The 22,581-nt window shown below is 61.3% G+C and carries 22 protein-coding genes and 1 tRNA gene; 12 read left to right on the top strand and 11 right to left on the bottom strand.

Translation table 11 applies throughout. The features are described 5' to 3' along the window. Position 1: 1 nt before the first annotated feature. The 3 genes from FHT97_RS04180 to FHT97_RS04170 all read right to left on the bottom strand — a co-directional run bounded on the left by FHT97_RS04180 (position 2) and on the right by FHT97_RS04170 (position 2,876). Positions 2 to 1,249 carry an FAD-binding oxidoreductase gene (locus FHT97_RS04180; protein WP_183860124.1) on the bottom strand — a complete coding sequence of 416 codons (1,248 nt, stop codon included), beginning with the start codon at positions 1,247 to 1,249 and terminating at the stop codon, positions 2 to 4. 74 nt (positions 1,250 to 1,323) lie between these two features. Then, positions 1,324 to 1,824 carry an isoprenylcysteine carboxylmethyltransferase family protein gene (locus FHT97_RS04175; RefSeq protein ID WP_183860122.1) on the bottom strand — a complete coding sequence of 167 codons (501 nt, stop codon included), beginning with the start codon at positions 1,822 to 1,824 and terminating at the stop codon, positions 1,324 to 1,326. Continuing rightward, positions 1,824 to 2,876: a type III polyketide synthase gene (locus FHT97_RS04170; RefSeq protein WP_183860120.1), complete on the bottom strand. Its 1,053-nt coding sequence runs from the start codon at positions 2,874 to 2,876 to the stop codon at positions 1,824 to 1,826. The genes FHT97_RS04175 and FHT97_RS04170 overlap by 1 nt, the downstream gene beginning before the upstream one ends. Before the next feature lie 162 nt (positions 2,877 to 3,038). On the opposite strand from FHT97_RS04170, the gene FHT97_RS04165 reads away from it, so the two are divergent. From FHT97_RS04165 to FHT97_RS04155, 3 genes are read left to right on the top strand one after another with little or no spacing between them, the layout of a single operon-like run. Beyond that, positions 3,039 to 3,626 (top strand): tetratricopeptide repeat protein, encoded by a 588-nt coding sequence (locus FHT97_RS04165; protein WP_183752547.1) that lies wholly within the window; start codon positions 3,039 to 3,041, stop codon positions 3,624 to 3,626. Between the two features lie 52 nt (positions 3,627 to 3,678). Beyond that, entirely contained in the window at positions 3,679 to 4,284 is a 606-nt protein-coding gene (locus FHT97_RS04160) for an RNA polymerase sigma factor (RefSeq protein WP_183860118.1), read from the top strand. Continuing rightward, positions 4,281 to 5,072, top strand: coding sequence for an anti-sigma factor (locus tag FHT97_RS04155; RefSeq protein ID WP_183860116.1), 792 nt, complete (start codon positions 4,281 to 4,283; stop codon positions 5,070 to 5,072). The genes FHT97_RS04160 and FHT97_RS04155 overlap by 4 nt, the downstream gene beginning before the upstream one ends. A gap of 136 nt (positions 5,073 to 5,208) precedes the next feature. Here FHT97_RS04155 and FHT97_RS04150 read toward each other — a convergent pair whose 3' ends face one another. The 5 genes from FHT97_RS04150 to FHT97_RS04130 all read right to left on the bottom strand — a co-directional run bounded on the left by FHT97_RS04150 (position 5,209) and on the right by FHT97_RS04130 (position 10,343). After that, positions 5,209 to 7,422, bottom strand: coding sequence for a xanthine dehydrogenase family protein molybdopterin-binding subunit (locus FHT97_RS04150; RefSeq protein ID WP_183860114.1), 2,214 nt, complete (start codon positions 7,420 to 7,422; stop codon positions 5,209 to 5,211). Beyond that, positions 7,419 to 8,396, bottom strand: coding sequence for a xanthine dehydrogenase family protein subunit M (locus FHT97_RS04145; protein WP_183860112.1), 978 nt, complete (start codon positions 8,394 to 8,396; stop codon positions 7,419 to 7,421). Before FHT97_RS04145 ends, FHT97_RS04150 begins: the two co-directional genes overlap by 4 nt. A 3-nt stretch (positions 8,397 to 8,399) precedes the next feature. Next, a complete protein-coding gene (locus FHT97_RS04140) occupies positions 8,400 to 9,041 on the bottom strand; it encodes a (2Fe-2S)-binding protein (RefSeq protein WP_210296591.1) in 642 nt (213 codons plus the stop codon). A gap of 183 nt (positions 9,042 to 9,224) precedes the next feature. Beyond that, positions 9,225 to 10,130: an AraC family transcriptional regulator gene (locus tag FHT97_RS04135; protein WP_246712553.1), complete on the bottom strand. Its 906-nt coding sequence runs from the start codon at positions 10,128 to 10,130 to the stop codon at positions 9,225 to 9,227. Positions 10,131 to 10,269: 139 nt separating this feature from the next. Continuing rightward, positions 10,270 to 10,343: transfer RNA gene (locus FHT97_RS04130), tRNA-Gln, on the bottom strand. 256 nt (positions 10,344 to 10,599) lie between these two features. Here FHT97_RS04130 and FHT97_RS04125 point away from each other — a divergent pair. From FHT97_RS04125 to FHT97_RS04115, 3 genes are read left to right on the top strand one after another with little or no spacing between them, the layout of a single operon-like run. Beyond that, entirely contained in the window at positions 10,600 to 12,132 is a 1,533-nt protein-coding gene (locus FHT97_RS04125; protein WP_183860111.1) for a Ppx/GppA phosphatase family protein, read from the top strand. A 9-nt stretch (positions 12,133 to 12,141) separates the two neighbouring features. Continuing rightward, entirely contained in the window at positions 12,142 to 12,861 is a 720-nt protein-coding gene (locus FHT97_RS04120) for an RlmE family RNA methyltransferase (protein WP_183860109.1), read from the top strand. A 58-nt stretch (positions 12,862 to 12,919) separates the two neighbouring features. Further along, entirely contained in the window at positions 12,920 to 13,303 is a 384-nt protein-coding gene (locus FHT97_RS04115; RefSeq protein WP_183752531.1) for a VOC family protein, read from the top strand. A 3-nt stretch (positions 13,304 to 13,306) separates the two neighbouring features. Here FHT97_RS04115 and FHT97_RS04110 read toward each other — a convergent pair whose 3' ends face one another. Next, a complete protein-coding gene (locus tag FHT97_RS04110) occupies positions 13,307 to 14,731 on the bottom strand; it encodes an MFS transporter (protein WP_183860108.1) in 1,425 nt (474 codons plus the stop codon). 253 nt (positions 14,732 to 14,984) lie between these two features. On the opposite strand from FHT97_RS04110, the gene FHT97_RS04105 reads away from it, so the two are divergent. From FHT97_RS04105 to FHT97_RS04095, 3 genes are all read left to right on the top strand, one after another. Beyond that, entirely contained in the window at positions 14,985 to 15,977 is a 993-nt protein-coding gene (locus FHT97_RS04105; RefSeq protein WP_183860106.1) for an MBL fold metallo-hydrolase, read from the top strand. Positions 15,978 to 16,155: 178 nt separating this feature from the next. Continuing rightward, positions 16,156 to 17,640 carry an IMP dehydrogenase gene (gene guaB / locus FHT97_RS04100; RefSeq protein WP_183860104.1) on the top strand — a complete coding sequence of 495 codons (1,485 nt, stop codon included), beginning with the start codon at positions 16,156 to 16,158 and terminating at the stop codon, positions 17,638 to 17,640. 2 nt (positions 17,641 to 17,642) lie between these two features. Beyond that, positions 17,643 to 18,203, top strand: coding sequence for a hypothetical protein (locus FHT97_RS04095; RefSeq protein ID WP_183860102.1), 561 nt, complete (start codon positions 17,643 to 17,645; stop codon positions 18,201 to 18,203). 2 nt (positions 18,204 to 18,205) lie between these two features. On the opposite strand, the gene FHT97_RS04090 is transcribed toward FHT97_RS04095, so the two are convergent. Next, positions 18,206 to 19,123 (bottom strand): LysR family transcriptional regulator, encoded by a 918-nt coding sequence (locus FHT97_RS04090; RefSeq protein ID WP_183860100.1) that lies wholly within the window; start codon positions 19,121 to 19,123, stop codon positions 18,206 to 18,208. 95 nt (positions 19,124 to 19,218) lie between these two features. Here FHT97_RS04090 and FHT97_RS04085 point away from each other — a divergent pair, with 95 nt between their 5' ends. From FHT97_RS04085 to FHT97_RS04075, 3 genes are all read left to right on the top strand, one after another. Continuing rightward, complete coding sequence (locus FHT97_RS04085) at positions 19,219 to 19,974, top strand: SDR family oxidoreductase (protein ID WP_183860099.1); 756 nt, start codon at positions 19,219 to 19,221, stop codon at positions 19,972 to 19,974. A 101-nt stretch (positions 19,975 to 20,075) separates the two neighbouring features. Further along, complete coding sequence (locus tag FHT97_RS04080; protein ID WP_183860097.1) at positions 20,076 to 20,498, top strand: MAPEG family protein; 423 nt, start codon at positions 20,076 to 20,078, stop codon at positions 20,496 to 20,498. A gap of 106 nt (positions 20,499 to 20,604) precedes the next feature. Beyond that, positions 20,605 to 21,480 (top strand): dienelactone hydrolase family protein, encoded by an 876-nt coding sequence (locus FHT97_RS04075; RefSeq protein ID WP_183860095.1) that lies wholly within the window; start codon positions 20,605 to 20,607, stop codon positions 21,478 to 21,480. Here the strand turns inward: FHT97_RS04075 and FHT97_RS04070 are convergent, their stop codons facing one another. Then, complete coding sequence (locus FHT97_RS04070) at positions 21,481 to 22,386, bottom strand: hydrogen peroxide-inducible genes activator (protein ID WP_183752515.1); 906 nt, start codon at positions 22,384 to 22,386, stop codon at positions 21,481 to 21,483. Positions 22,387 to 22,581: the final 195 nt, after the last annotated feature.

Raw genomic sequence — 22,581 nt, 5'->3', positions numbered from 1 at the left:
TTCACGGATTGAAACGCTGCGGCGAATAGGCGGAAATATCGACGAACGGCCTCTCGCCAGTCATTACCTCAGCCAGAGCACGGCCTGTAACCGGCCCCAGCGTCAAGCCGTGGTGGGCGTGGCCGAAGGCGAACCATAGCCCATCATGCCGCGGCGCTTTTCCAATGATAGGCATCATGTCTGGGGTGCACGGGCGAGCGCCCATCCAGGGCTCCGGATCAAGCCTTTCGCCGAGCGGAAAGACCGTGCGCGCCACCTTCTCGGCTCGATCGAGCTGCACGGGTGTCTTTGGTGCATCCATGGCGGCGAATTCAGCGCCCGTCGTCAGTCGTATGCCGCGGTTCATTGGTGCCAGGAAATAACCGCGCTCCGCATCGAGCGTCCAGTTGTTGAGGGTCGCATTCTTTGCCGCGGCATAGTGCATGTGGTAGCCGCGCTTGACGCCGAGCGGGAAGGCATAACCAAGCCGCCTTGTGGCTACTGCGGCCCAGGGACCGAGTGCCAGGACCGCATCCTCCGCGTCCAGCGAGCCTTCGCTGGTTACCACCCTCCAATTTGCCCCAGAGCGGCCGAGGGAGTTGGCATCACCGGTCAGGTATCTGCCGCCCAGGCTTTCGAAATAAGCGCGATAGGTCATCGTCAGCCCGTGCGGATCGAGAACCGACCAGGGATCGCGCCAGCGTAGGCCGCCGACGAAATCTCCGTTGATGTGGGGCTCCAATCGCGCAACCCCAGCAGCATCCAGCTGCTCATAGCTGATCCCGAATTCCGCTCGCAGCCGTTCGGCCTCGGCAAATTCTGCATCACGCTTGCCGGCCGTGCGGAAAATCTCCATCCAGCCATTCTTGCGGATCAGGTGCTGCGCATTGGACGCCTCGATCAGATCATTGTGCTCCGATATCGAGTGCTGGATCAACGGCGCATAGGCGCGGGAAATCATTTCGTGGCGTTTGGCGTTGGAATTCCACCAATAGCGGGCGAGGAAAGCAAGTTGGCCGGGCAACGCCTTGAGATGATAGTGGGCATCGATCCGGTTGTTGAAAGCGTAGCGGACCAGAACGCCGAGCTGTTGTGGAAAGCCGTAGGGAACGACACCCTCGCGTTGAATGAGTCCGGCATTACCAAAGGACGTTTCCTTGCCTGGCGCCTTGCGATCGATCAATGTCACCTGCCGTCCCCGGCGCTGCAGATGAATGGCTGTCGATACGCCGACGATCCCGGCGCCAAGTACAATTGCGTTCTTTGTCATTGCCGTGCATTCCACCTATTTCAGGCAATGAAAATGCCGCTCCGGCAAGTCACACGCAAACGAAAAATTGCGTTTCATTTCAAAAACATTGCGGTTCTCAACGCCTCATTTTCCGCTTTGATGCGGACGTAGAGTACTGCCGCGTTCAGCGCCGAAAATATCGCGGCGTAGACGGGCATCCCAAAGGCGAGGGGAAGGACGGCGATCTCGCCGGCGACGACCGCATAGTTCGGATGCGTCATGAACCGGTACGGTCCACTGCTGACGAGGGGAGCGCCGGGCAGCATGATGATGCGTGTCGTCCAGCGGCCCTTGAGCGTGCCGATGACCCAGAGACGGCCTGCCTGCAAAACCACGAAAACGGCCAACCACACTGGGTCGATCGGGCGACCAATTGCCAGCAGCCACAATCCGGCAATCCAGCAGCTGTGCAGCGCCACCATGTAGCGATAGTGCTCCGGCGCGACCTCCTTCGCGCCGCTGTCCAAAAGCGCCCGCGTATTGCGACGGGCAAGAACGAGTTCCGCGAGGCGCTGGGCCGTCACGAAGGCGAGGAGGGCAACAGAGGGCCACATTACGCGACCCTCTTTAACGTTACGCAGCTCGCCGCAAAGCCTGGCCCCATTGCGACCATGGCGCTACGTGGCGGCAATCCGGCCTTCAAGACGCGTTCCAGTACGAAAAGGATCGTCGGCGAGGACATGTTGCCATACTCGGCAAGCACGGCGCGCTCATGATCCAGCTTTCCTGCGTCGAGTGACAGCGCGCTTTCCAGGGCTGTCAGTACTCTCGCGCCGCCGGGGTGACAGATGAAGCGATCGATATCGCACCGGGACAGGCCGTTACGCGCCAGTATTCCGTCAACGGCGGGGCCGAGTTCAGCCTCCGCAAAGGGCGGCAGCGACTGGGCGAGAACCACGCCAAAGCCGGTATCGTCGATCTTCCAGCCCATGACGCCCAGCGTATCGGGGAAAAGGTGCTCGCCCGTCGACTCGACCTCAGCCTTGCCATGCGGCCCCGCCCGGAGAACGCAGGCCGCCGCGCCATCGCCGAAAAGGGCCGTGGCGATGATGTTGGCGCGTGTCAGTTCGTCGAGCCGGAACGCGAGCGTGCAAAGTTCGATGGTCACGAAAAGCACGGTCTTGCCCGGCCGGTCGCGGGCAAACCGCGAGGCAATGGCGAAGCCCGAAACGCCCGCAGCGCAGCCGAGCCCGAAAACGGGAACACGTTCGATATCCGAGCGAAAGCCCATTTTTTGCGCGAGCTGTGCATCAAGGCTCGGTGTCGCGATCCCAGTGGATGAGACGGTGACGATGCAGTCGACGTCACGCCCCTGCAGTCCCGCCTGTTTCAGCGCGTTGGTGGCGGTTTCGAAGAACAGGCTGCGTGCCACCTCGCCATATGCTTCCATCCGGTCCTGCCAGCCGTGCGGTTCGATGAACCACTCCAGTGGACGCGCGGCATAGCGCTTCTTGATGCCGGAATTTTCGAAGACGCTGGCAAGATGAGAGAAATCCTTGAATCGGGACGAAAACAGCCGGGCGGACGTCTCCGCTGCTTCCTTCTGGGTGATGACATGCTCTGGTGTCGCGACGGCAAGACTCAACAGTTTTACGGTATCACTCACGGAATGCTCCTTTTGGCCGGCGCGAACGGCTAACACCTCAGCTTCGCATTTATTCGCCGGCGGTGCAGCGCAGCGCTCCAAAAAAGAAGAACAAGCAATCGAATAAACTGCCATTCAACAGTGTTCACTCGCCGCCAACGTCATTTTCCTAGGAGATATCCCATGACGATCGCGACTGTTCGTATTGCTTCCATCCTGGTCGGCGGCTGCATTGCCGCTTTCGCGCTTTCGGCTCCCGCTTTTGCAGTGGGAGGCGGTGGCAGCGGCGCTGGTGGCGGCAGCGGTGCCAGTGGCACGGGCGGCAGCAGCGGCACCATGCCGACCTGCAAGAAGGGCCAGCTGTATGACAAGAAAACAAGGAGATGTGTCAAGCAGAGCAGCGCCAACGTGACGGACGAAAACCGCACGGACTATGCCTATTCGCTGGCAAAGGCTGGCCGCTACGAAGAAGCGATTGCCATGCTCGATACGCTGAAGGACCCGAACACGGCTGAAGCCCTGAACTACCGCGGCTACGCCACCCGCAAGCTCGGCCGCACGGACGAAGGTATTTCCTACTACCTGAAATCCGTCGAGATCGATCCGAAATATGCACAGGTTCGCGAATATCTCGGCGAAGCCTACGTCGTTAAGGGTCGCCTCGATCTCGCCAAAGAACAGCTCGAAGTGATCAAGACGCTTTGCGGCAGCACCGAGTGCGAGGAATACGAGGACCTCCACGAAGCAATCATGAAGCCCTCTAAGATGTGATTTCCGGCGACTGGACAGGAGCGCGCAATCACGGTTGACAGGAACCCTCCAAATGCCGTTCGCGTACACCACATTTCCTGCCTATAGTCCTGCAACGCCAAAGCCGCCGGTACAACCGGCGGCTTTGGAAGGAAAACGTGTGGCGGAGGCTCACATCGCAAGCGAAGCCGATATCAGAAGCGGCCTGGCGGACAATCTGCTGCGGCTGTGGCGCTATGGCCTTGTGCTTTCGCATCGCCGCGACGTTGCCGACGATCTCGTGCAGCAGACCTGTGTCCGCGCGCTTGAGCGTGTCGGGCAGTTCGAGACGGGAACCCGGCTGGATCGATGGTTGTTTTCCATCCTGCATTCCATCTGGCTGAATGAGATCCGGTCGCAACGAGTGCGCCTTGGTCGGGGCTTCGTTGATGCCGACGAGGCCTTGGTCGTCGATGGTGCCCGCGAAACGGAAACACATGTCATGGCGAACCAGGTTCTGCGACTGGTCAATACGCTGCCGGACGCGCAGCGGGCAGCCGTGTTCCTCGCTTACGTAGAAGGTCTTTCCTACAAGGAGGTAGCAGACGTATTGGACATCCCGATCGGAACGGTGATGAGCCGCCTTGCTGCCGCGCGCGCCAAGATCGCAGCCAGCGTATCGGGGGGAGGGGACACATGAGCGACAAGAACAAAATCCCCTCCGATGAGGAATTGACGGCCTATATCGACGGTGAGTTGTCGAATGCCGAGGTATCGCGCATCGAGGCGGTTCTGGGCTCTGACGAGCATGCGGCCGCAAGGCTGGCTTTCCTGTCGCAGAGCAGCCTGTCATTCCAGCAGGCCTTCGAGCCATTGCTGTCCGCGGCACCGAAGGCGAGGCTCGATGCGATGCTGGGCATTCTGCCGGCCGAGGCAAGGCCGGTTCCGGCGCGCTCCAATCGCCGCAGCTTCCTAGCTGCGCTTGCCGCCTGCCTGGTCGCCGGTGTTGTGGCCGACCGGGTCGTCATCGGCATTCGCAACCGCGTTCACGCACCCGACGAAAGCAATGAATGGCGGGCCGTGGTCGCCGAATACATCGCTCTCTATACGCCAGACACCCTGGCCGGTCCGTCGCCATCCGCCGAAGCACAGGTCGCCCAACTCGCGCGCCTCGACGACAAGCTTGGCCTCTTGTTGTCCCCTGAAGCCGTGTCGTTGCCGGGCATCGAGTTCAAGCGTGCGCAGATGCTGCAGTATGATGATAAGCCGCTCGCGCAGATTGCCTATCTCGATCCCGAGACCGGACCGCTGGCGCTCTGCATCGTTCGCTCGGATGTCGGCATGAAGGAGCCTGACGTCGAAGGCCGAAATGGCATGAACGTCGTCTACTGGTCGAACGCAACGCACGCCTTCATGTTGATCGGCCGCATCCCGATCGATCGGATGCAGGAACTGGCGGATGGTGTCAGGGCAAGGATATCGGCGTAGTCTCGGCCGGTGTGGCCGAGTGGGCATCGGTCGGACCTTTAGGCCAGGCTCTTCTCGTCTGCGCGAAGCCAGGACATTGTCTTCCAGACCGAGGCAATTCCATTGCCGGCATTCGATCCGGAAGACCACGTGATGGCTATGCGGCCAGCATATCTTCGATCCGGATCGGCAGGGTTCGCACGCGTTTGCCTGTCGCATGGAAGATTGCGTTTGCGATCGCTGGAGCGGTGCCGACGAGTGCTATCTCGCCAAGGCCCTTCACGCCGAGCGGGTTAACGTGAGGGTCGACTTCCTCCACGAAGTGTGCCTCCAGCGTCGGGATGTCGAGGTTTACCGGCATCAGATAGTCGGCCATGTGAGCGTTGACCGGGCGGCCATCGCGCGGATCGAGTGCTGTCTGCTCCATAAGCGCCATCCCCATGCCGCCAATCATGCCGCCGGTGCACTGACTGCGGGCGAGAAGAGGATTGACGACGCGACCGATCCCATAGGCACCGACGATGCGGCGGACGGTGATCGTGCCCACATCCGGATCGATGGCGACCTCCGCAAATACAGCTCCGAAGGAGTGCATTGAATATCGCTCCGCCACGCTCGGATCGCGCTGCGCGGATCCACTGGCTTCGATCGGACCGCGGTTGGCGACAACAATGTCCTGATAAGAAATGCCCAATGACGCTTCGCCGCGGCGCCGAAGCGTGCCTTCGCGCCATTCAAAATCTTCTATCGACGTTCCCGAAACCGGCAAGTTGGCGCTTGTGGTTGCAAGCCGAGTCGCTTCTGCCTGCACTTCGAGACAGGCAGCACGGATTGCCGACCCGACCGATGCCATCGTCCAGGAGCCACCGTGCGAGGGTGTTTGCGGATAGTCCGACCTTCCAAGCTTGAAACGGATTCGCTCCAACGGGAGGCCGAGGAATTCCGCCGCCACCTGGCTCATGGAAGTATAGGTTCCTGGGCCCATGTCGCTTGCGGCTGCCTCTACCTCGGCCGTTCCGTCTGCAAGCAATCGCACTCTCGCGTTTGCCGGTGCATGGAAGGCCGGATAGGTCGCGCTGGCCGTTCCCATGCCGATAAGAAGACGCCCGTCGCGCATGGAGCGCGGTTGGGCGGTTCGTAGCTTCCAGCCAAAACGCTCGGCGCCGAGGTCGTAACATTGGATGAGCGATCTGCTGGAGAACGGCTTGTTTTCACCTTCATCGATATCAGGCTCATTACGACGCCTGAGCTCAATGGGGTCGATGCCGAGTTTGTAGGACAATTCGTCGATAGCGCTTTCGAGCGCAAAGATGCCGCTCGCCTCGCCGGGACCGCGCATATGATTTGGCGTGCTCGTGTCGAGCTGCGCCAAGCGGTAGCCGGTCTGGACGTTGGGGCAGGAATACAAGTAGTCGGTGACCGAGGTCAGCGCCTCCGTGAATTGCTCATAGCGGCTCGTTTCTCCCGTACCTTCATGGATCACAGCGGTAAGCCTGCCCTCTGACGTAGCACCGAGCGCAACCCTCTGAAAGGTGCGTGGCCTGTGACCGGTTGTGAAGAACATCTGCTTGCGGGTGAGCACCAGCTTGACCGGCCGTCGGATCTGGCGCGCCGCCAGTGCTGCCAGCGTAACGTGCGGCCACGTCCTGAGGCTGGTTCCGAAGGCGCCCCCGATAAAGGGACAGATGACTTCGACATTCTCCAGCGGCAAGCCAAATACTGCCGCGATTTCGGCTTGCTCATTGACCAGATATTGGCTCTTGCTCCATAGGGTCACACGGTCGCCGTTCCAGGATGCGACCGTTGCGTGCGGCTCCATTGGATTGTGGTTCTCACGCGCAATATTGTAGGTCTCGTCAATGACGACAGGCGCCTCGGCCACTGCCTTATTGGCATCCCCTCGTGATCTGTCGACGCTACCCGCTTCCGGAATGATGCGCTCAACCCTCCGATCCGTGGGGTCCGTGAGCGGCTGCTGGGCTTCATAGGAAATGTGCAGTTCTGCGGCAGCCCGCTCGGCATGATCGATGCTGTCCGCAACGACTACGGCGACGGGCTGGCCGTAGAAGCGCACCTTGTCGTCCTGCAGGACATGAAGGCGGTCCCCCGACGCCGGATCGATGATGGCCCTATGCGGCAGATAAGGCAGCCGTTCGGCGTTACGATGGCTGATGACGGCGATGACGCCCGGCATCTTCTCGGCGGAAGTGCTGTCGATATCGGTGACCGTACCGAGGCCGATCGTGGAACTGACGATGGCGGCGTAGGCTTGGCCAGGTTGATTGAAGTCGGCCGCGTATCGGGCGCCGCCCGTCACCTTCTGCGGGCCGTCGACTCTAGTTCTGGCTGTGCCGATGAGATTGGTTGTCATGCGACTTCTCCTGCCATTTCGAGGGCACGGACAATGGTCCGCGGCAGTAGCTCCACCTTGTAGTGGTTATGGCTTAATGGACGGGCACCGTCGGTCGCCAGATGGGCGGCAGCCTCGAAGCTTGCGCGATCTGCGGCATTGCCGGCAAGGGCCGCCTCGCAGGCTCGCAGACGCCAGGGCTTGGTGCCGACCCCGCCCACAGCGATACGCGCTGAGCGGATCAGCCCGTTGTCGACATCGATCGCGACTGCCGCCGAAACAAGCGCGAACTCATAGGAAGCCCGGTCGCGTACCTTGAGATAGCGTGCGCGTCGGCTGTGGGGTCCGCCGGGGACGCGGATCTCCAGGATCAACTCGGCCGGAAGGAGCGTATGCTCCAGATGCGGAGTGTTTCCGGGCAATCGGAAGAGGTCTTCGACGGGGAAACTGCGCTCGCCTTGCGGACCCCTGACCCGCATTGTCGCGCCGAGTGCGACGAGCGCGACCGCGACATCCGAGGGATGTGTCGCGACGCATTGATCGCTGGTGCCAAGGATCGCGTTGCCCGCATTGAGGCCGTCGATCGCGGCACAACCGGAGCCGGGAGCCCGCTTGTTGCAGGCAGCGTCCAGCATCCGGAAATAAGGACAGCGGCATCGCTGCAGCAGATTGCCGCCCATCGAAGCCATATTCCGCAATTGTGGCGAAGCGCCTTCGATCAGGCTCTCCGCGATCACCGGCTGCAGGCGCTGCACGTCCGGGTGGGTAGCAACGTCGGACATCCGGGCGAGCGCGCCAATAACCAGATCCTCACCATCCACTCGAACATCGCCCAAGGGGAGGGCGTTGATATCCACGAGCTGATCCGGCCGTTCGACCTCCTCGCGCATAAGATCGACAAGCGTCGTTCCGCCGGCGATGTAGCGCGCGCCGGCGGCTGCGGAGGCTATCGCGGCTTCGGTGTTACGTGCCTTTTCCAATACAAACGGAAGCATGGGTCAGCTCCTTTCGGCCGCGTCAGCGATCGCAGCGACGATGCCTGGATAGGCGCCACAGCGACAGATATTGCCGCTCATCCAGAACCGGATATCCTCGAGGGACGCCGCATGGCCCTCGGCAATGCAGCCTAGTCCCGACATGATCTGGCCAGGAGTGCAGAACCCACACTGCAGGCCTTCATGCTCCACGAACGCCTGTTGCAGTGGATGAAGCTCGCCGTTCCTTTCGAGCCCTTCGATGGTTTCGATTTCGGCTCCGTCATGCATGGACGCCAACGTCAGACAGGAAACGATACGTCTGCCGTTGAGGAGAATAGTGCATGCGCCGCAGGCGCCCTGGTTGCAGCCCTTCTTCGTGCCGGTGAGATCAAGAGTTTCACGCAAAACGTCGAGCAGGGATTGCCGGGAATCGACCTGAAGTTCTCTTGCCGTTCCATTCACGACGAGCCGAACCGGCCCTGTCACGCCGCTGGTTGTCACGCTTGGCGGGGACGACTGCGATTCAGCATGGGACACGGACGCGAGTGACACGACGCCTCCCGCCATCTGAAGAACCGTGCGGCGTGAAACCGATATCGAAGCGGCGGAAGAGTGCTCCTCCGGTCCAGCCTCATTTGACAATGTCTGGTTTTGATTGGTCATCTTGGCCTCCTGACGCGGACCGCGTGCGAGGCTTGGCCAGTTAGCCAGCCCCCACCGCACCTTCGCTTAACGCTATCTGCCGATTGCTCGCAGACCAGTGCACAGAGTGCTGTTTTTTGTATGCCAGTGCTACCTTGCAATAAAGCGCCGTGGCCCGACGGGACCGTGTCGGATGGAGCTTGCCTAGAGGCTGCGAAGGCGCCGCCACGAGCCGGGTGTGACACCAACCGCCTTGGAAAAGCTACGCGTGAAGTGGCTCTGATCGGTAAAACCGCATTGATGGGCGATCAATTCGATCGGCACGGAAGGCTTCAGAAGTAGATTTTTTGCTCGTTCTATCCGCTGCGCCTGCAACCACTGAAGCGGCGGCAGGCCCGTCGTGGCCTTGAATTCGCGTGCGAAATGGCTGCGTGACAGGCCACACCCGCGAGCGAGTTCCCCAAGACCGATCTTGCCGTCGAGGTTCGCCAGCAGCATCTCCTTCGCCCGACGCTCTTGCCACTGCGCCAGTCCCCCACGGATCGCATGTACGACCGCAGGCCGCTCGGCATACGCAACGCTGATGTGCGTCAACAGAGCCAGCGCAATGCCATCAGCAAAAAGCTGAGTCGCAGTCTCCTGCTGCTCGAAAGCGGTTACCAGGCATTCGCCCAGATTTCTGATCACGCCATCATCGAAGGCCACGCCGCTGGCGGTGCGGAGCGACCCGACCGACCCCAGATCGTGCTCGTCGTGGAACTGCTGCAATGCCTCATGCGACGCATACATGGACACACAGTCGACAGCTCCACGAGTCAGCGAGGCATGTTCCTCGTTGAGGTCAAGGAAAAGAAACTGCCCGGCATTGAGCGGCATCGCGGGCATTGGTCTGTCATTGACCCAATAGGGATACTCGGCGAGATAGCGCCGCTGGAGGCAGATCAAGTAGCCGTTGCTCCGTTCCATGCGGACCGGAGCTTCGTTTTCCGGTTCATTCCAGCGCAATCGACCGCCGGTAACTTCCGCCAGTTGCAAAAAGCGCGTGGAAAGGGTGCGAGGTTGCTCCAACCCCACAAATCGACCGATGCTCCGTCCAAACTCCTTCGCCATCGTCGCCCCCGGTGTGGAAACCAGCCATGTAAATAGCATTGCGCAGGGGAATTCAAAGCGAAATCAAGTTACCGTGGGAGGTGGTAGGGCTGCCGGGACTAAGGTCAGAGGGAGATCGGCACGCAGCAAAGTGGAGAATTGGCTGGGGAACCTGGATTCGAACCAAGATCGACGGAGTCAGAGTCCGCTGTTCTACCATTGAACTATTCCCCAGCAGCTGCGGCGCTCGAAGCGGCTCCGCTGGTGTGCGGCGCTTATAAACAAAAGCTGGCGGATTGCAAATACCTGTTTCGAAAAAAATGACCAGGGATTTTGCAGCGGGTTTTGATCTCAAAAAGTTGGCTTATTTCGCAACTGCCAAAAAGAATTTGGTGATTTCGCGATGCGCTGGTATCTTCGCGGCAACGCAAAATCGAATGAGCGCCTGCTGCATACCTTCTGGACTTGCGCGGTGCGATGGAAAAAGAACGTGGAAGACCCCGAAGGCGGCCAAGGGCCGCAAGGTAACGGGGCGTTGGCGGCAGGGCGCAAGGACGGCAAGAAGTCCAGGCGCCGCAAGGGCAAGCGTGGCGGGCAATCCCGCAGCGCGAACCAGTCCGCTCAGCATGTCCTCTCAGGCGAGACCGGAGAGGCGGCACGCCCAATCGAAGCCGGCAACGCGGCGCGCAAGCGAAAGCGTCGCCGTCGTGGTATAGGCGCCTCAGGCGAAGCCGCGCAACAACATCGTCAAAGCAACGAAGTTTCCGCCATCGCAGCGCAAGCAGCTCGCGTTGACAGCGAGTCGGTACCGAGCCGCCGCAATCGCCGCAAGCATCGCGGCAAACGCGGTCTGCAGGGACGTCCCCTGGTGCATGAGAAGCCGGTCGGACGTCCAGCTCAGCCGCAGCAGGCGACCCAAGGGAGCGACACCGCTGAATCGCGGATAGGTCAGAACGAGAATCGGGCGCCGCGGCAGGCCGAAAATGGGTACCGCAATCACGGCGAACATCCGTGGCCGGACGAGCTCTATGCCGCTCTCGATCTCGGCACCAACAATTGCCGCCTGTTGATCGCGCAGCCGACGCGGCCCGGCCAGTTTCGCGTCGTCGATGCCTTTTCGCGGATCGTGCGCCTCGGCGAAGGATTGGCGGCAAGTGGTCGGCTCTCCGACGATGCGATGGATCGGGCGGTCGATGCGCTGCGCGTCTGCGCTTCCAAGCTGAAAAGCCGTGAAATCCGCCGGATGCGGCTGATCGCCACCGAGGCCTGCCGGCAGGCGGTCAACGGCGCCCAGTTTCTCGAGCGCGTTGTGGCCGAGACCGGCCTCGAACTCGAGATTATCGATAGGGAGACGGAAGCGCGGCTCGCCGTTTCCGGCTGCTCGTCTCTGGTCGGTCGGGAGACACGGTCGGTTGTCCTCTTCGATATCGGCGGCGGCTCCTCCGAAATCGCGGTCATCCGCATCGGCGATAGCCGCTTCAATCGCCTCGCCAATCACATCACGCATTGGACCTCGCTTCCCGTCGGCGTCGTGACGCTTTCGGAGCGTCACGGCGGGCGGGATGTCACGCCGGACGTCTTTGAAGGAATGGTCGTGGAGGTGGAGGGCATGCTCGAGCGCTTCGATTGCCCTGCGATCGACATCGGTCATGCCGGTGACTTCCATCTCATCGGCACATCAGGAACGGTGACGACGTTGGCCGGCGTTCACCTCGATCTGCCGCGCTACGACCGGCGCAAGGTCGATGGTATCTGGCTTTCCGACGACGAGGTCTCGGCTATGCAGGCCAAGCTTCTGTCGTGGGATTTCGCCAGCCGCGCCGCCAATCCCTGCATCGGGCCGGATCGCGCCGACCTGGTGTTGGCCGGTTGCGCCATTCTCGAAGCGATCCGCCGTCGCTGGCCGAGCCCCCGTATGCGTGTTGCCGATCGCGGCTTGAGGGAAGGCCTGCTGACGGACATGATGGCGGATGACGGCGTCTGGCGGCGCCACCGCAACCGCCGCGGTCAGCGCGGCAAATAGGGGACAAGCATGGCGAAGCCAACCATTGCGGGCAACCGCACCGGCCGCAAACTCGGTCAGCGCGTCAAGAACAAGAAGATGAAGGCGTCGTCGCGGCAATGGCTGCAGCGCCACATCAACGATCCCTATGTGCAGCGTGCCCAGCTGGAAGGCTATCGCGCCCGCGCCGCCTTCAAGCTGCTAGAGATCGACGAGAAGCACAACATTCTGAAGGGCGCCCGCCGCATCATCGACCTCGGTGCCGCACCGGGGAGCTGGTCGCAGATCGCCGCCAAGGTCACAGGCTCCACGGACGAAGATATCCGCGTCGCGGCGATCGACTTCCTGGAGATGGATCAGCTGCCGGGCGTGAAGATCCTGCAACTCGATTTCCTGGATCCGTCGGCGCCGGCGCAGCTGATCGAGGCGGTCGGCGGCACGCCGGATGTGGTGATCTCGGACATGGCGGCGCCGACGACCGGCCACCACCGCACCGACCATTTGCGTACCATGCATCTCTGCGAAGTCGCGGCCCACTTTGCCGTCCAAGTCCTGGGTGAGGGCGGCCACTTCCTGGCGAAGACCTTCCAGGGCGGCACGGAGCGCGATCTTCTCAACATGCTGAAGCGGCATTTCAAGCAGGTAGTTCACGTCAAGCCGCCGTCGTCGCGTGCGGAGTCGGTCGAAATGTTCCTGCTGGCGAAGGGCTTCAAGGGACGGCAACCCGAACCAGATATTTCGGAAGCTTGATCTTTGGGCTGGTCTTGAGTGATGATCGATGCCCCCAGACCTGGAATGCCCGGCTACCATGCTCCTATACGTTACCCTCGGAACCAATGATATCGATCAGGCGAGGCGGTTTTACGACATCGTCCTGCCAGTGCTCGGTTACCGCCGTCAACGCTATTCCGAAGAAGAGATCGGCTACGCCGCAGATGGCGACACCCGCTGCCGGCTCTGGGTCGTCACCCCGTTCAATCGCCGGCGGGCCTCCAACGGCAATGGTTCTATGGTCGCGCTGCATGCCGAACGCCGAGCGGATGTGGATGCGTTCCACGCTGCGGCACTGGCCGCAGGCGGCGTCGACGAAGGCGCGCCGGGATTGCGGCCGTTCCATGCCAATTTCTATGCCGCCTACGTTCGAGATCCGGACGGCAACAAGCTGAGCGCTGTCTGCGAAACTCCGGAATAGCCCTTACTTCACCGCTTGCTGTGCGGCCTCGATTGTTGCTGGGGAGATGCGCTTTACCCGGTGGCCGGAGACGACCGCCCCGGCGCTCTTGTCCATCCGGATGAAAGGGATCGTTGCCACGACCGTCAGGACCGCGATGACATAGAAGGCGATGTGGAAGTCGGCCACCTGCAGTGCCTCGCCGCGGAAATAGATCGAGGTCTCGAGGATTGCCGCGGCAACCGCGACACCAAGCGCCAGGCTAATCTGCTGCATCACCGAACTCATGGAGGTAGCCTGGCTCGCCTGCGCATCTTCGATGTCGGCAAAGGCCAGCGCATTGACGCCCGTGAAGAAGAACGAGCGCGAGAAGCCGCCGACAAGAAGGACGGCGATGATGACCAGGTGCGGTGTTTGCGGCGTGAAGAAGCCCGTCACCACCGTCACAATCGTCGTGACGCCCGCTGCCGAAAGCAGCGTCGTGCGGAAGCCTGCCGCCGCAAAGACGCGGCGCGCCATGAACTTGGTGGTGATCGCGCCGATCGCGCCGGCAAAGGTGATGAGGCCGGATTGGAACGGCGTCAGACCGAAGCCGAGCTGCAGCATCAGCGGTGTCAGGAAGGGCATTGCGCCGATGCAGATGCGAAACAGTGTGCCGCCGGTGGTCGATGCCCGGAAAGTCGGGTTTTTGAAGAGGTTCAAATTGAGGATCGGCGCTGGATGCCGTTTGGCATGGCGTACATAGAGAAAACCGCAGATGAGACCGATTGCCGTCGCCGTGATGCCGATCACAGGCGGCAGAGCCGGCAGGCTGACGACCGAGAGGCCGAAGACCACGCCGGCCGCCGAAAACGATGTCAGCACGAAACCCGTCACGTCAAGCTTTGGCGGCGCGGTCGCTTCCACCTCCGGCAGGAAGATTGTCGCGAGCCAGACGCCGATGATGCCGACCGGCACATTGATCAGGAAGATCCAGTGCCAGGTAAAATAGGTGGTGATGAAGCCGCCGAGTGGCGGTCCGGCCAAGGGGCCGACCAATGCCGGGATGGTCAGCAGCGCCATCGCCGAGACGAGCTCGCTTTTCTTCGTCGTCCGCACCAGCACCAGGCGGCCGACCGGCGTCATCATCGCGCCGCCCATGCCCTGTAGGAAGCGGGCGACCACGAACTCGATCAGGCCGGACGAGATCGCGCAGAAGATGGAGCCGACGACGAAGACGCAGATGGCAAGGCGAAAGATGCGCTTGGCGCCGAACCTGTCAGCCATCCATCCGCTGATCGGAATGAAGACAGCGAGCGATACCATGTAGGAGGTCAGCGCCAGCTTCAGCGTGATCGGCCCGACATGGAGGTCGTTGGCGATGGCGGGGAGGGCGGTTGATATGACGGTGGAGTCCATCTGCTCCATGAAGAGAGCGACGGCGAGGATCAGCGGAACAATGCGGTTCATGCGCGAATGCCTTGAGGGTCTTGCGAAGGCGTCTGGGGGCCTGTGCTCTGTAGTCCTCGGGAAGACCTCTGCCAACCCCTCATTCCGCTTCTGAAACACGTTTGCATCACGTCTGCGTGAGACTGCTTGCTCAGCAATTTCAACGGTCAAGATTGACATATGTTCGTTTCGGCCAGCTGCAAGAAAGATGGCAGCGGTTCGCTATTTGGGGGCTGGGCGGCAACGATGTCGAACGCTATTGGAAGGATGGGATATGGCAGTACCGTCGGGGATGAAACGGCGCACCTTATTTGCAGCGGGCATCGGCCTGCTGGCGGCGCCGATGATTTTGACAGAGACGGCCGCAAGGGCCGCAAGCGGAGACAAGACCAAGATGGATGCGACGACGCAGCCCCAGTTCAATCAATTCAAGCTCGGCTCCTATAAGTTTACCGTCTTTAAGGACGGCGCCAATGTTGGTGAAAAGCCCTACGAGACATTCGGGACCAATCAGAAACCGGAAACTGTCCAGGAACTGCTCGCGAAGAATTTCCTGCCGACCGAGAAGTTCGTCAATTCCTATGCGCCGACGTTGATCGATACCGGCTCGGACGTCATCCTTGTTGATACCGGCTTTGGCGAAGGCGGCCGTGCGCGAGGCAATGGCCAGCTTCGCGATGGCCTGAAGGCGGCTGGCTATTCGCCCGACGACATCACTGTGGTCGCGCTCACCCACCTGCATGGCGACCATATCGGCGGGCTGATGGAAGGCGGGGCTCCGGCCTTCAAGAATGCGCGCTACGTCATCGGCCAGATCGAATATGACTTCTGGACCGACAAGGCCCGCGAGGGCACGCCGGCCGAAGGCGGCCACAAGGCGGTTCTCGCCAACGTGGTGCCCCTTGCCGAAAAGGCGACGTTCATTGGCGACGGCGGCACCGTCACAAGCGGCATTACCGCGATGCTGGCACCGGGTCACACGCAGGGTCACATGGTTTTCCACGTCGAATCCGAGGGAAAGCGCCTGGTGGCAACAGGCGACACCGCCAACCACTATATCCTGTCGCTGCAGAAGCCGGATTGGGAGGTTCGTTTCGATATGGACAAGGCCCAGGCCGCTGCCACCCGTCGCAAGGTGTTCGGCATGATCGCCGCCGAGAAGATCGCCTTTGTCGGCTACCACATGCCGTTCCCGTCGGTCGGCTTCGTCGAGACCTACGAGGACGGCTATCGCTTCGTTCCGAAGACCTACCAGTTCGACCTGTGAAGTCGCTGCATGGCAGCCATACCGGGCCCGGCGGACACGCCGGGCTTTTTGCTATTCCCTTCCTGTCATAGACGTGTTACCAGCCCTCGCCAACTTCCAAAGCAACCCTTGCACACCGCCGGTGCGGACGATTCGTTCCGGGAGGCGTTGCATTTTTCTTAATTGAAGGAAATTGGCCATGGCTCGCATCATAGAAACGCCAACCGGTTTGGACGCACTCACCTTCGATGATGTGCTCCTGCAGCCCGGTCATTCCGAGGTTCTGCCCGGTCAGACGAGCGTCGCAACCCGCATCGCGACCGACTTCGAGCTGAACATTCCGATCATCTCTTCAGCCATGGACACTGTCACGGAAAGCCGTCTCGCGATCGCCATGGCGCAGGCCGGCGGCCTCGGTGTCATCCACAAGAACCTGACGCCGGCCGAGCAGGCCGAGCAGGTCCGCCAGGTCAAGAAGTTCGAAAGCGGCATGGTCGTCAACCCGGTGACGATCGGCCCCGACGCGACGCTCGCCGACGCGCTCGCCTTGATGAAGATCCACAGCATCTCCGGCATTCCCGTCGTCGAAAAGACCGGCCGTCTCGTCGGCATTCTGACGAACCGCGACGTTCGCTTCGCCTCCGATCCGAGCCAGAAGATCTACGAGCTGATGACGCGAGAGAACCTCGTCACCGTCAAGGAAAGCGTCGACCAGCAGGAAGCCAAGCGCCTGCTGCACGCTCATCGCATCGAGAAGCTGCTGGTGGTCGATGGCGAAGGCCGTTGCGTTGGCCTCATCACCGTCAAGGATATCGAAAAGTCGCAGCTGAACCCGAATGCATCGAAGGATGCGCAGGGTCGCCTGCGGGCCGCCGCCGCCGTCGGCGTCGGTGACGATGGTTTCGAGCGCGCCGAGCGCCTGATCGAAGCCGGAGTCGACCTTCTCGTTGTCGATACCGCGCATGGCCATTCGCAGGGCGTTCTGAATGCCGTGGCGCGCGTGAAGAAACTCTCCAACTCCGTGCGGGTCATGGCCGGCAACGTCGCCACATCTGATGGTACCAAGGCGTTGATCGATGCCGGTGCGGATGCCGTCAAGGTCGGTATTGGCCCGGGCTCGATCTGCACCACGCGCATCGTTGCCGGTGTCGGCGTCCCGCAGCTCGCCGCCATCATGTCGGCCGTCGAGGCAGCACGGGCGCAGGATATCCCTGTCATCGCCGACGGCGGCATCAAGTTCTCCGGCGACGTCGCCAAGGCGATCGCGTCAGGCGCCTCCGCCGTGATGATCGGCTCGCTGCTTGCAGGCACCGATGAAAGCCCCGGCGAAGTCTATCTCTACCAAGGCCGTTCCTTCAAAGCCTATCGCGGCATGGGCTCCGTCGGCGCCATGGCGCGCGGCTCGGCAGACCGTTACTTCCAGGCGGAAGTGCGTGACACGCTGAAGCTCGTGCCTGAAGGCATCGAAGGCCAGGTTCCCTACAAGGGTCCAGTATCCGGCGTCCTGCACCAGCTCGCAGGCGGCCTCAAGGCGGCGATGGGCTATGTCGGTGGCAAGGACATCAAGGACTTCCAGGAGCGCGCGACCTTCGTGCGCATCTCGGGTGCCGGTCTTCGCGAAAGCCATCCGCATGACGTGACGATCACCCGCGAGAGCCCGAACTATCCGAGCGCTGGCGGCTGAGAATGAACGCGGGCAGCCGTATTCCACTCTGGATTATCGCGCTGCTCGCGGCCATCTGCATCGGTGTGCTTGCGTGGACGACATTCGGCTTTGTCGTCCCCTTCAAGCACGAGACCGGGCAAGCGGTTCTCGATATCTATTTCGCCGGCTATGACGAGTTGACCGTCGGTCGCATGCAGCGGCTCCTCGGCGAGAACGATGTTGCCAATAGTCTGCTGCGGGCCATGTACGCCGGTCCCGAGCTGATCTTTCCGGCACTTCTGACCGCACTCCTTTTGCTGGTCTTGATGAAGTTGCGGCCGGGCGGATCCTATTTTGCGCGTCCGATCAGTCCTGCCCTCATTAAGCTCATCTATGTGCTGCCCTTTGTTTACGGTCTTGCGGACTATGGCGAGAACATCGCTAGCTTGATTGCCTTTGGCGGCAGTGCCTGGGCAGACCGGGCCGCCGAGCTATTGCCATGGATGACTCGGCTGAAATTCGCGAGCCTCGCCATCTGCCTGATCATCATCGCCCGTTTTGCTATCGTTCGAGCCATGCACCGCGGCGACGGCGAACGGTAGCCTTATCGCGGCCACCTCCAGGGCGGATTGGTAAGGCGGGCTGCCATGAACTCCGCCAACACCTCGACCTTTGCCGGTCTTGCGCGTGCAGATGGCGTGACAAAATAGAGTGCACCGCTCGGCAGGCTCCAATCAGTCAGGATCGCCTTCAAACGCCCGTCAGCCAAGTATTCGCTGGCCATGAACTCCGGTAGTTCGCAGATGCCGAGGCCGCGCAGCGCCATTGGGATCAATGCCTCCGAGTTGGTCGCCCGGAGCGGACCGGTTGGCGTGACGAATTCCTCGTCGCCAGCCTTGTTCGTCAGGCGCCAAATGTCCTGTCGCGGGCGATAGGCATAGCCGAGGCAGTGGTGAGCGGCCAGCTCGCGTGGATGCTGCGGGCATCCGTATTTCTCAATATAGGCGGGCGACGCCAGAATGAACGGGGCAACCGGCGCGAGCCGCCGGGCGATCAGCGATGAGTCGGGCAGGACCGCGATGCGCAGCGCTGCATCAAAGCCTTCCGCCACAAGATCGACGCTCGCGTCGCTCATGTGAAGGTCGATTGTGATATCCGGGTAAAGCTCGAAGAAGTCAGGCAGGATCGGCGCAATCCAGTGGACACCGAACGTCATCGGCGCCGCCAGCCGGATCAGACCGCGCGGACGGCTCGACAATTCGAGCGCCGCTTTCTCGATTTCCTCGGCATCCGTATAGATCCGCGACGCCCGTTCGGCGAGACGGAGGCCGAACTCGGTTAGCGATAGCTGGCGCGATGTGCGATTGAACAGCCGGGCGCCCAGCCTCTCTTCCAGGCGTGCGACGCCGCGCGAAACGGTTGCCACGGAGATGCCGAGTGTCTTCGCGGCGCGGGCGAACGACCGTTCCTCCGCCACTTTGGCAAACATTGCGAGACCTTCGAAATCCGGCAGCTTCATCATTTCATTTCTGCAACAATGGATTTCATGCCTTTCTATTCCGAAATGATCGCGTCGTCCATATCTCCTGCTCAGTCGAACAAAAGGAGACGACTGATATGACACAGAGACTGAACGGGAAGATTGCGGTCATCACAGGCGCGACATCGGGGATCGGCCTCGCCACCGCCAAGCGTTTCGCTGCCGAAGGCGCGCGCCTCTTCATCACTGGACGCCGGGCGGATGTGCTCGAGGCGGCCGTCGCCGAGATCGGCGGCAACGTCACCGGCATCCAGGCTGATTCCGCCAAGCAGGCTGATCTCGATCGCCTCTTCAATCGCGTGAAGGACGAAGCCGGTCGCATCGACGTTCTCTTCGTAAATGCAGGCGGCGGCTCATTCGCGCCGATTGGCCAGATCACCGAAGAGCAGTTCGACGACACGTTCAATCGCAATGTGAAGGGCGTGCTCTTCACGGTGCAGACGGCGCTGCCGCTGCTCGGCAACGGCTCGTCGGTCATTCTAACCGGCTCGACCGCTGGCGCGACCGGTACGCCAGCCTTCAGCGTCTACGCTGCCTCCAAGGCAGCGATCCGCAACTTCGCACGCAACTGGATCCTTGACCTGAAGGATCGCGGCATCCGCATCAACACCCTGAGCCCCGGCCCGACCGAAACCACCGGCCTGGTCGAACTCGCCGGCAAGGACAAGGCACAGCAGCAGGGTCTTCTCGACTATCTCGGCTCGCAAGTTCCGATGGGTCGCGTTGGCCGCGCCGAAGAAATCGCCGCCGCCGCTCTGTTCCTCGCCTCGGATGAATCGAGCTTCGTCACCGGCGCAGAACTCTTCGCCGATGGTGGCATAGCTCAGGTCTGATGCCAGCCTCGCCCGTCGCAGAATTGCGGCGGGCATTTGCGGCGTTCGCGGTTTTCCTCTACAGCACGGAAATAAAACGGAAAACTGCAAGGAAAGACAGCATGACCGGCTACGAGATGTTTTGGCCCATTATCGCCCACGTAGCCTTGGTTTATTTGCTCTACATGCTGCTCGGCTATCGCCGCCGGCAGCTGGTTCAGGCGGGCAAGGTTCGCCGATCGAACTACCGCGAAAATCGCGACGAGCCGCTGGAAGGTCTCGTCGTCAAGAATTGCTTGGCCAACCAATTCGAACTCCCCGTGCTGTTCTATGCCTGCTGCGTCCTCCTCTACATGACCGAAGCCGACAATCTGGTCGCCGTCGGGCTTGCCTGGGCCTTCGTTGCACTCCGCTATCTGCACGCCTTCGTGCACGTCACCAGCAATGACCTCCGTTACCGCAGTCCGCTTTTCGGGGCTGGCTACGTGGTGCTCGGCGCTATGTGGGTTTGGCTGGCCATCTGGATGGTCTTTCCTAATGGCTGATCGGCTGAACCGCTTGAAGTAACGCAGTTTTGTTCCCGCGTTACCGGTCACTGACCTATCTTCCCCGACAGGTGAAAGCCAACAGGTAGGGAACGGGAGACCTCACATGGACAAGCCGGAAATCACGCAGGCGATGATCAACGCCTACGACGAATATACGCATCTGACACTCGACCGCCGCAACTTCATGGACAAGCTGACGAAACTGGCCGGTTCCGCCGGTGCAGCGGCCGTCATCGCGCCGATGCTCGCTGCCAACAAGGCGAGCGCGGAGATGATCTCGGCCGATGACAAAAGGCTGGTGGCCAAGGACGTCACCTATCCCGGCGGCACTGGCGAAATGAAAGGCTACCTCGTCGAACCCAAGGATGCCTCCGGAAAGCTCGGCGCCGTGATTGTCATCCACGAGAACCGCGGCCTGAACCCGCACATCCGCGACGTTGCGCGCCGCATGGCGCTGGAGGGCTTCATCGCCTTGGCCCCGGACTTCCTTTCCCCTCAGGGCGGTACGCCTGAAAACGAGGACAAGGCCCGCGAGATGTTCGCCAAGCTCGATCGGCCCGCTACCGTCGCGAATGCCGAAGCGACGCTGACCTATCTGGGCAAGCTCGATAATTCCAACGGCAAAGTCGGTGTGATTGGATTCTGCTGGGGCGGAGGGCTCGTCAACGATTTTGCTGTTGCCTCACCGGACCTGAAGGCCGGCGTCGCTTACTACGGTGCTCAGCCGAAGGCGACCGATGTACCAAACATCAAGGCGGCGCTGATGCTGCATTATGCTGGCCTCGACGACCGCATCAACGCCGGCATCGACGCCTACAAAAAGGCATTGCAGGAAAACGGCAAGGACTTCCAGATCTTCGTCTACGACGGCGTCAACCACGCCTTCAACAACGATACGTCGTCGGCGCGATACGACAAGAAGGCCGCCGACCTTGCCTGGACGAGGACGGTCGAATTTCTGAAGAAGAACCTCGGCTGATCAGGCGGCCAGCTCGCGCGGGGTAGGGGCGACGGCAACGATCGCCTCCGCCAGCGCCTCCATCTCCTTGCCGCGATGGTTGCTGCGCCGCCAGGCAAGGCCGATTTCGCGCGACGGCTGTGGATCGGTGAAGGGAACGATACGGATCGAATTGCGGCTGGTCTCGGTCGGAATGGCCATTTCGGGGATAAGTGTCATCCCCATGTCGTGCGACACCATCTGCAGCAGCGTCGCCATCGACGTCGCGCCGAAATTGACCAGGCTGCGCTTGCCGGCGCTGCAGACGGCGAGCGCCTGGTCGCGCAGGCAATGACCCTCCTCGAGCAGCAGCAGGCGATCGACATTTACTTCATGCTCGGTCAGCGGGGATGTCAGCACGGCCTCGCCGTTATCCGCCACCGCCATGAAGAAGCGGTCGGTGAAGAGTGGCCGCGTCTGGATGCCTTCGATATCGAGCGGTAATGCCGCGATCACGGCGTCGAGCTTTCCGGTCAAAAGGTCCGCCATCAATCGATCTGTGACCGCTTCCCGCAACTCCACCTCAACGCTTGGATAGGTCTTACGCAAATGCGGAACGAACTGTGGAACGAGGTAGGGGGCAACCGTCGGAATGATCCCGATGCGGATCAGTCCTTCAAGCGTGCCGCCGCCCTTTCGCGCGGTCTGCTCGAGCAGGTCGACCTGATGCAGAATGGCGCGGACGTAGTGCAGGACTTCCTCGCCCTTCGGCGTCAGGATGGTGCTCTGCCGGGTTCGCTCGACAAGCTTGGCGCCGAGATACTCTTCCATCTCCATGATCTGCGTCGACAGGGCCGGCTGGCTGATGTGGACCATTTCGGCCGCCCTGCCGAAATGGCGTGTCGTTGCCAGTGCATCGAAATAGCGCATCTGTCGCAGGGTCAGCATGATAAGTTCTTTCAATCGAATGTCTCAGTAAATACGATTGGAAGTTATCGAAGGTCAATGAATTTACGACAGGGGCCGCTGGGTAGTCGGCATTGTAGCAGCCGATGGCGGGATGGGTGCCGCGACGCCGGCTGCTGCGAATCGGTAGTGCCCAAACAAGCGGCACGAGCGCGCATCGAGCGACCGCGATTGCGT

It is taken from the genome of Rhizobium sp. BK399 (genome assembly GCF_014194695.1).
Taxonomy (GTDB): domain Bacteria; phylum Pseudomonadota; class Alphaproteobacteria; order Rhizobiales; family Rhizobiaceae; genus Rhizobium.
Note: the sequence above shows the minus strand (reverse complement) of the source record. Positions and strands in the feature narration are given on the sequence as shown.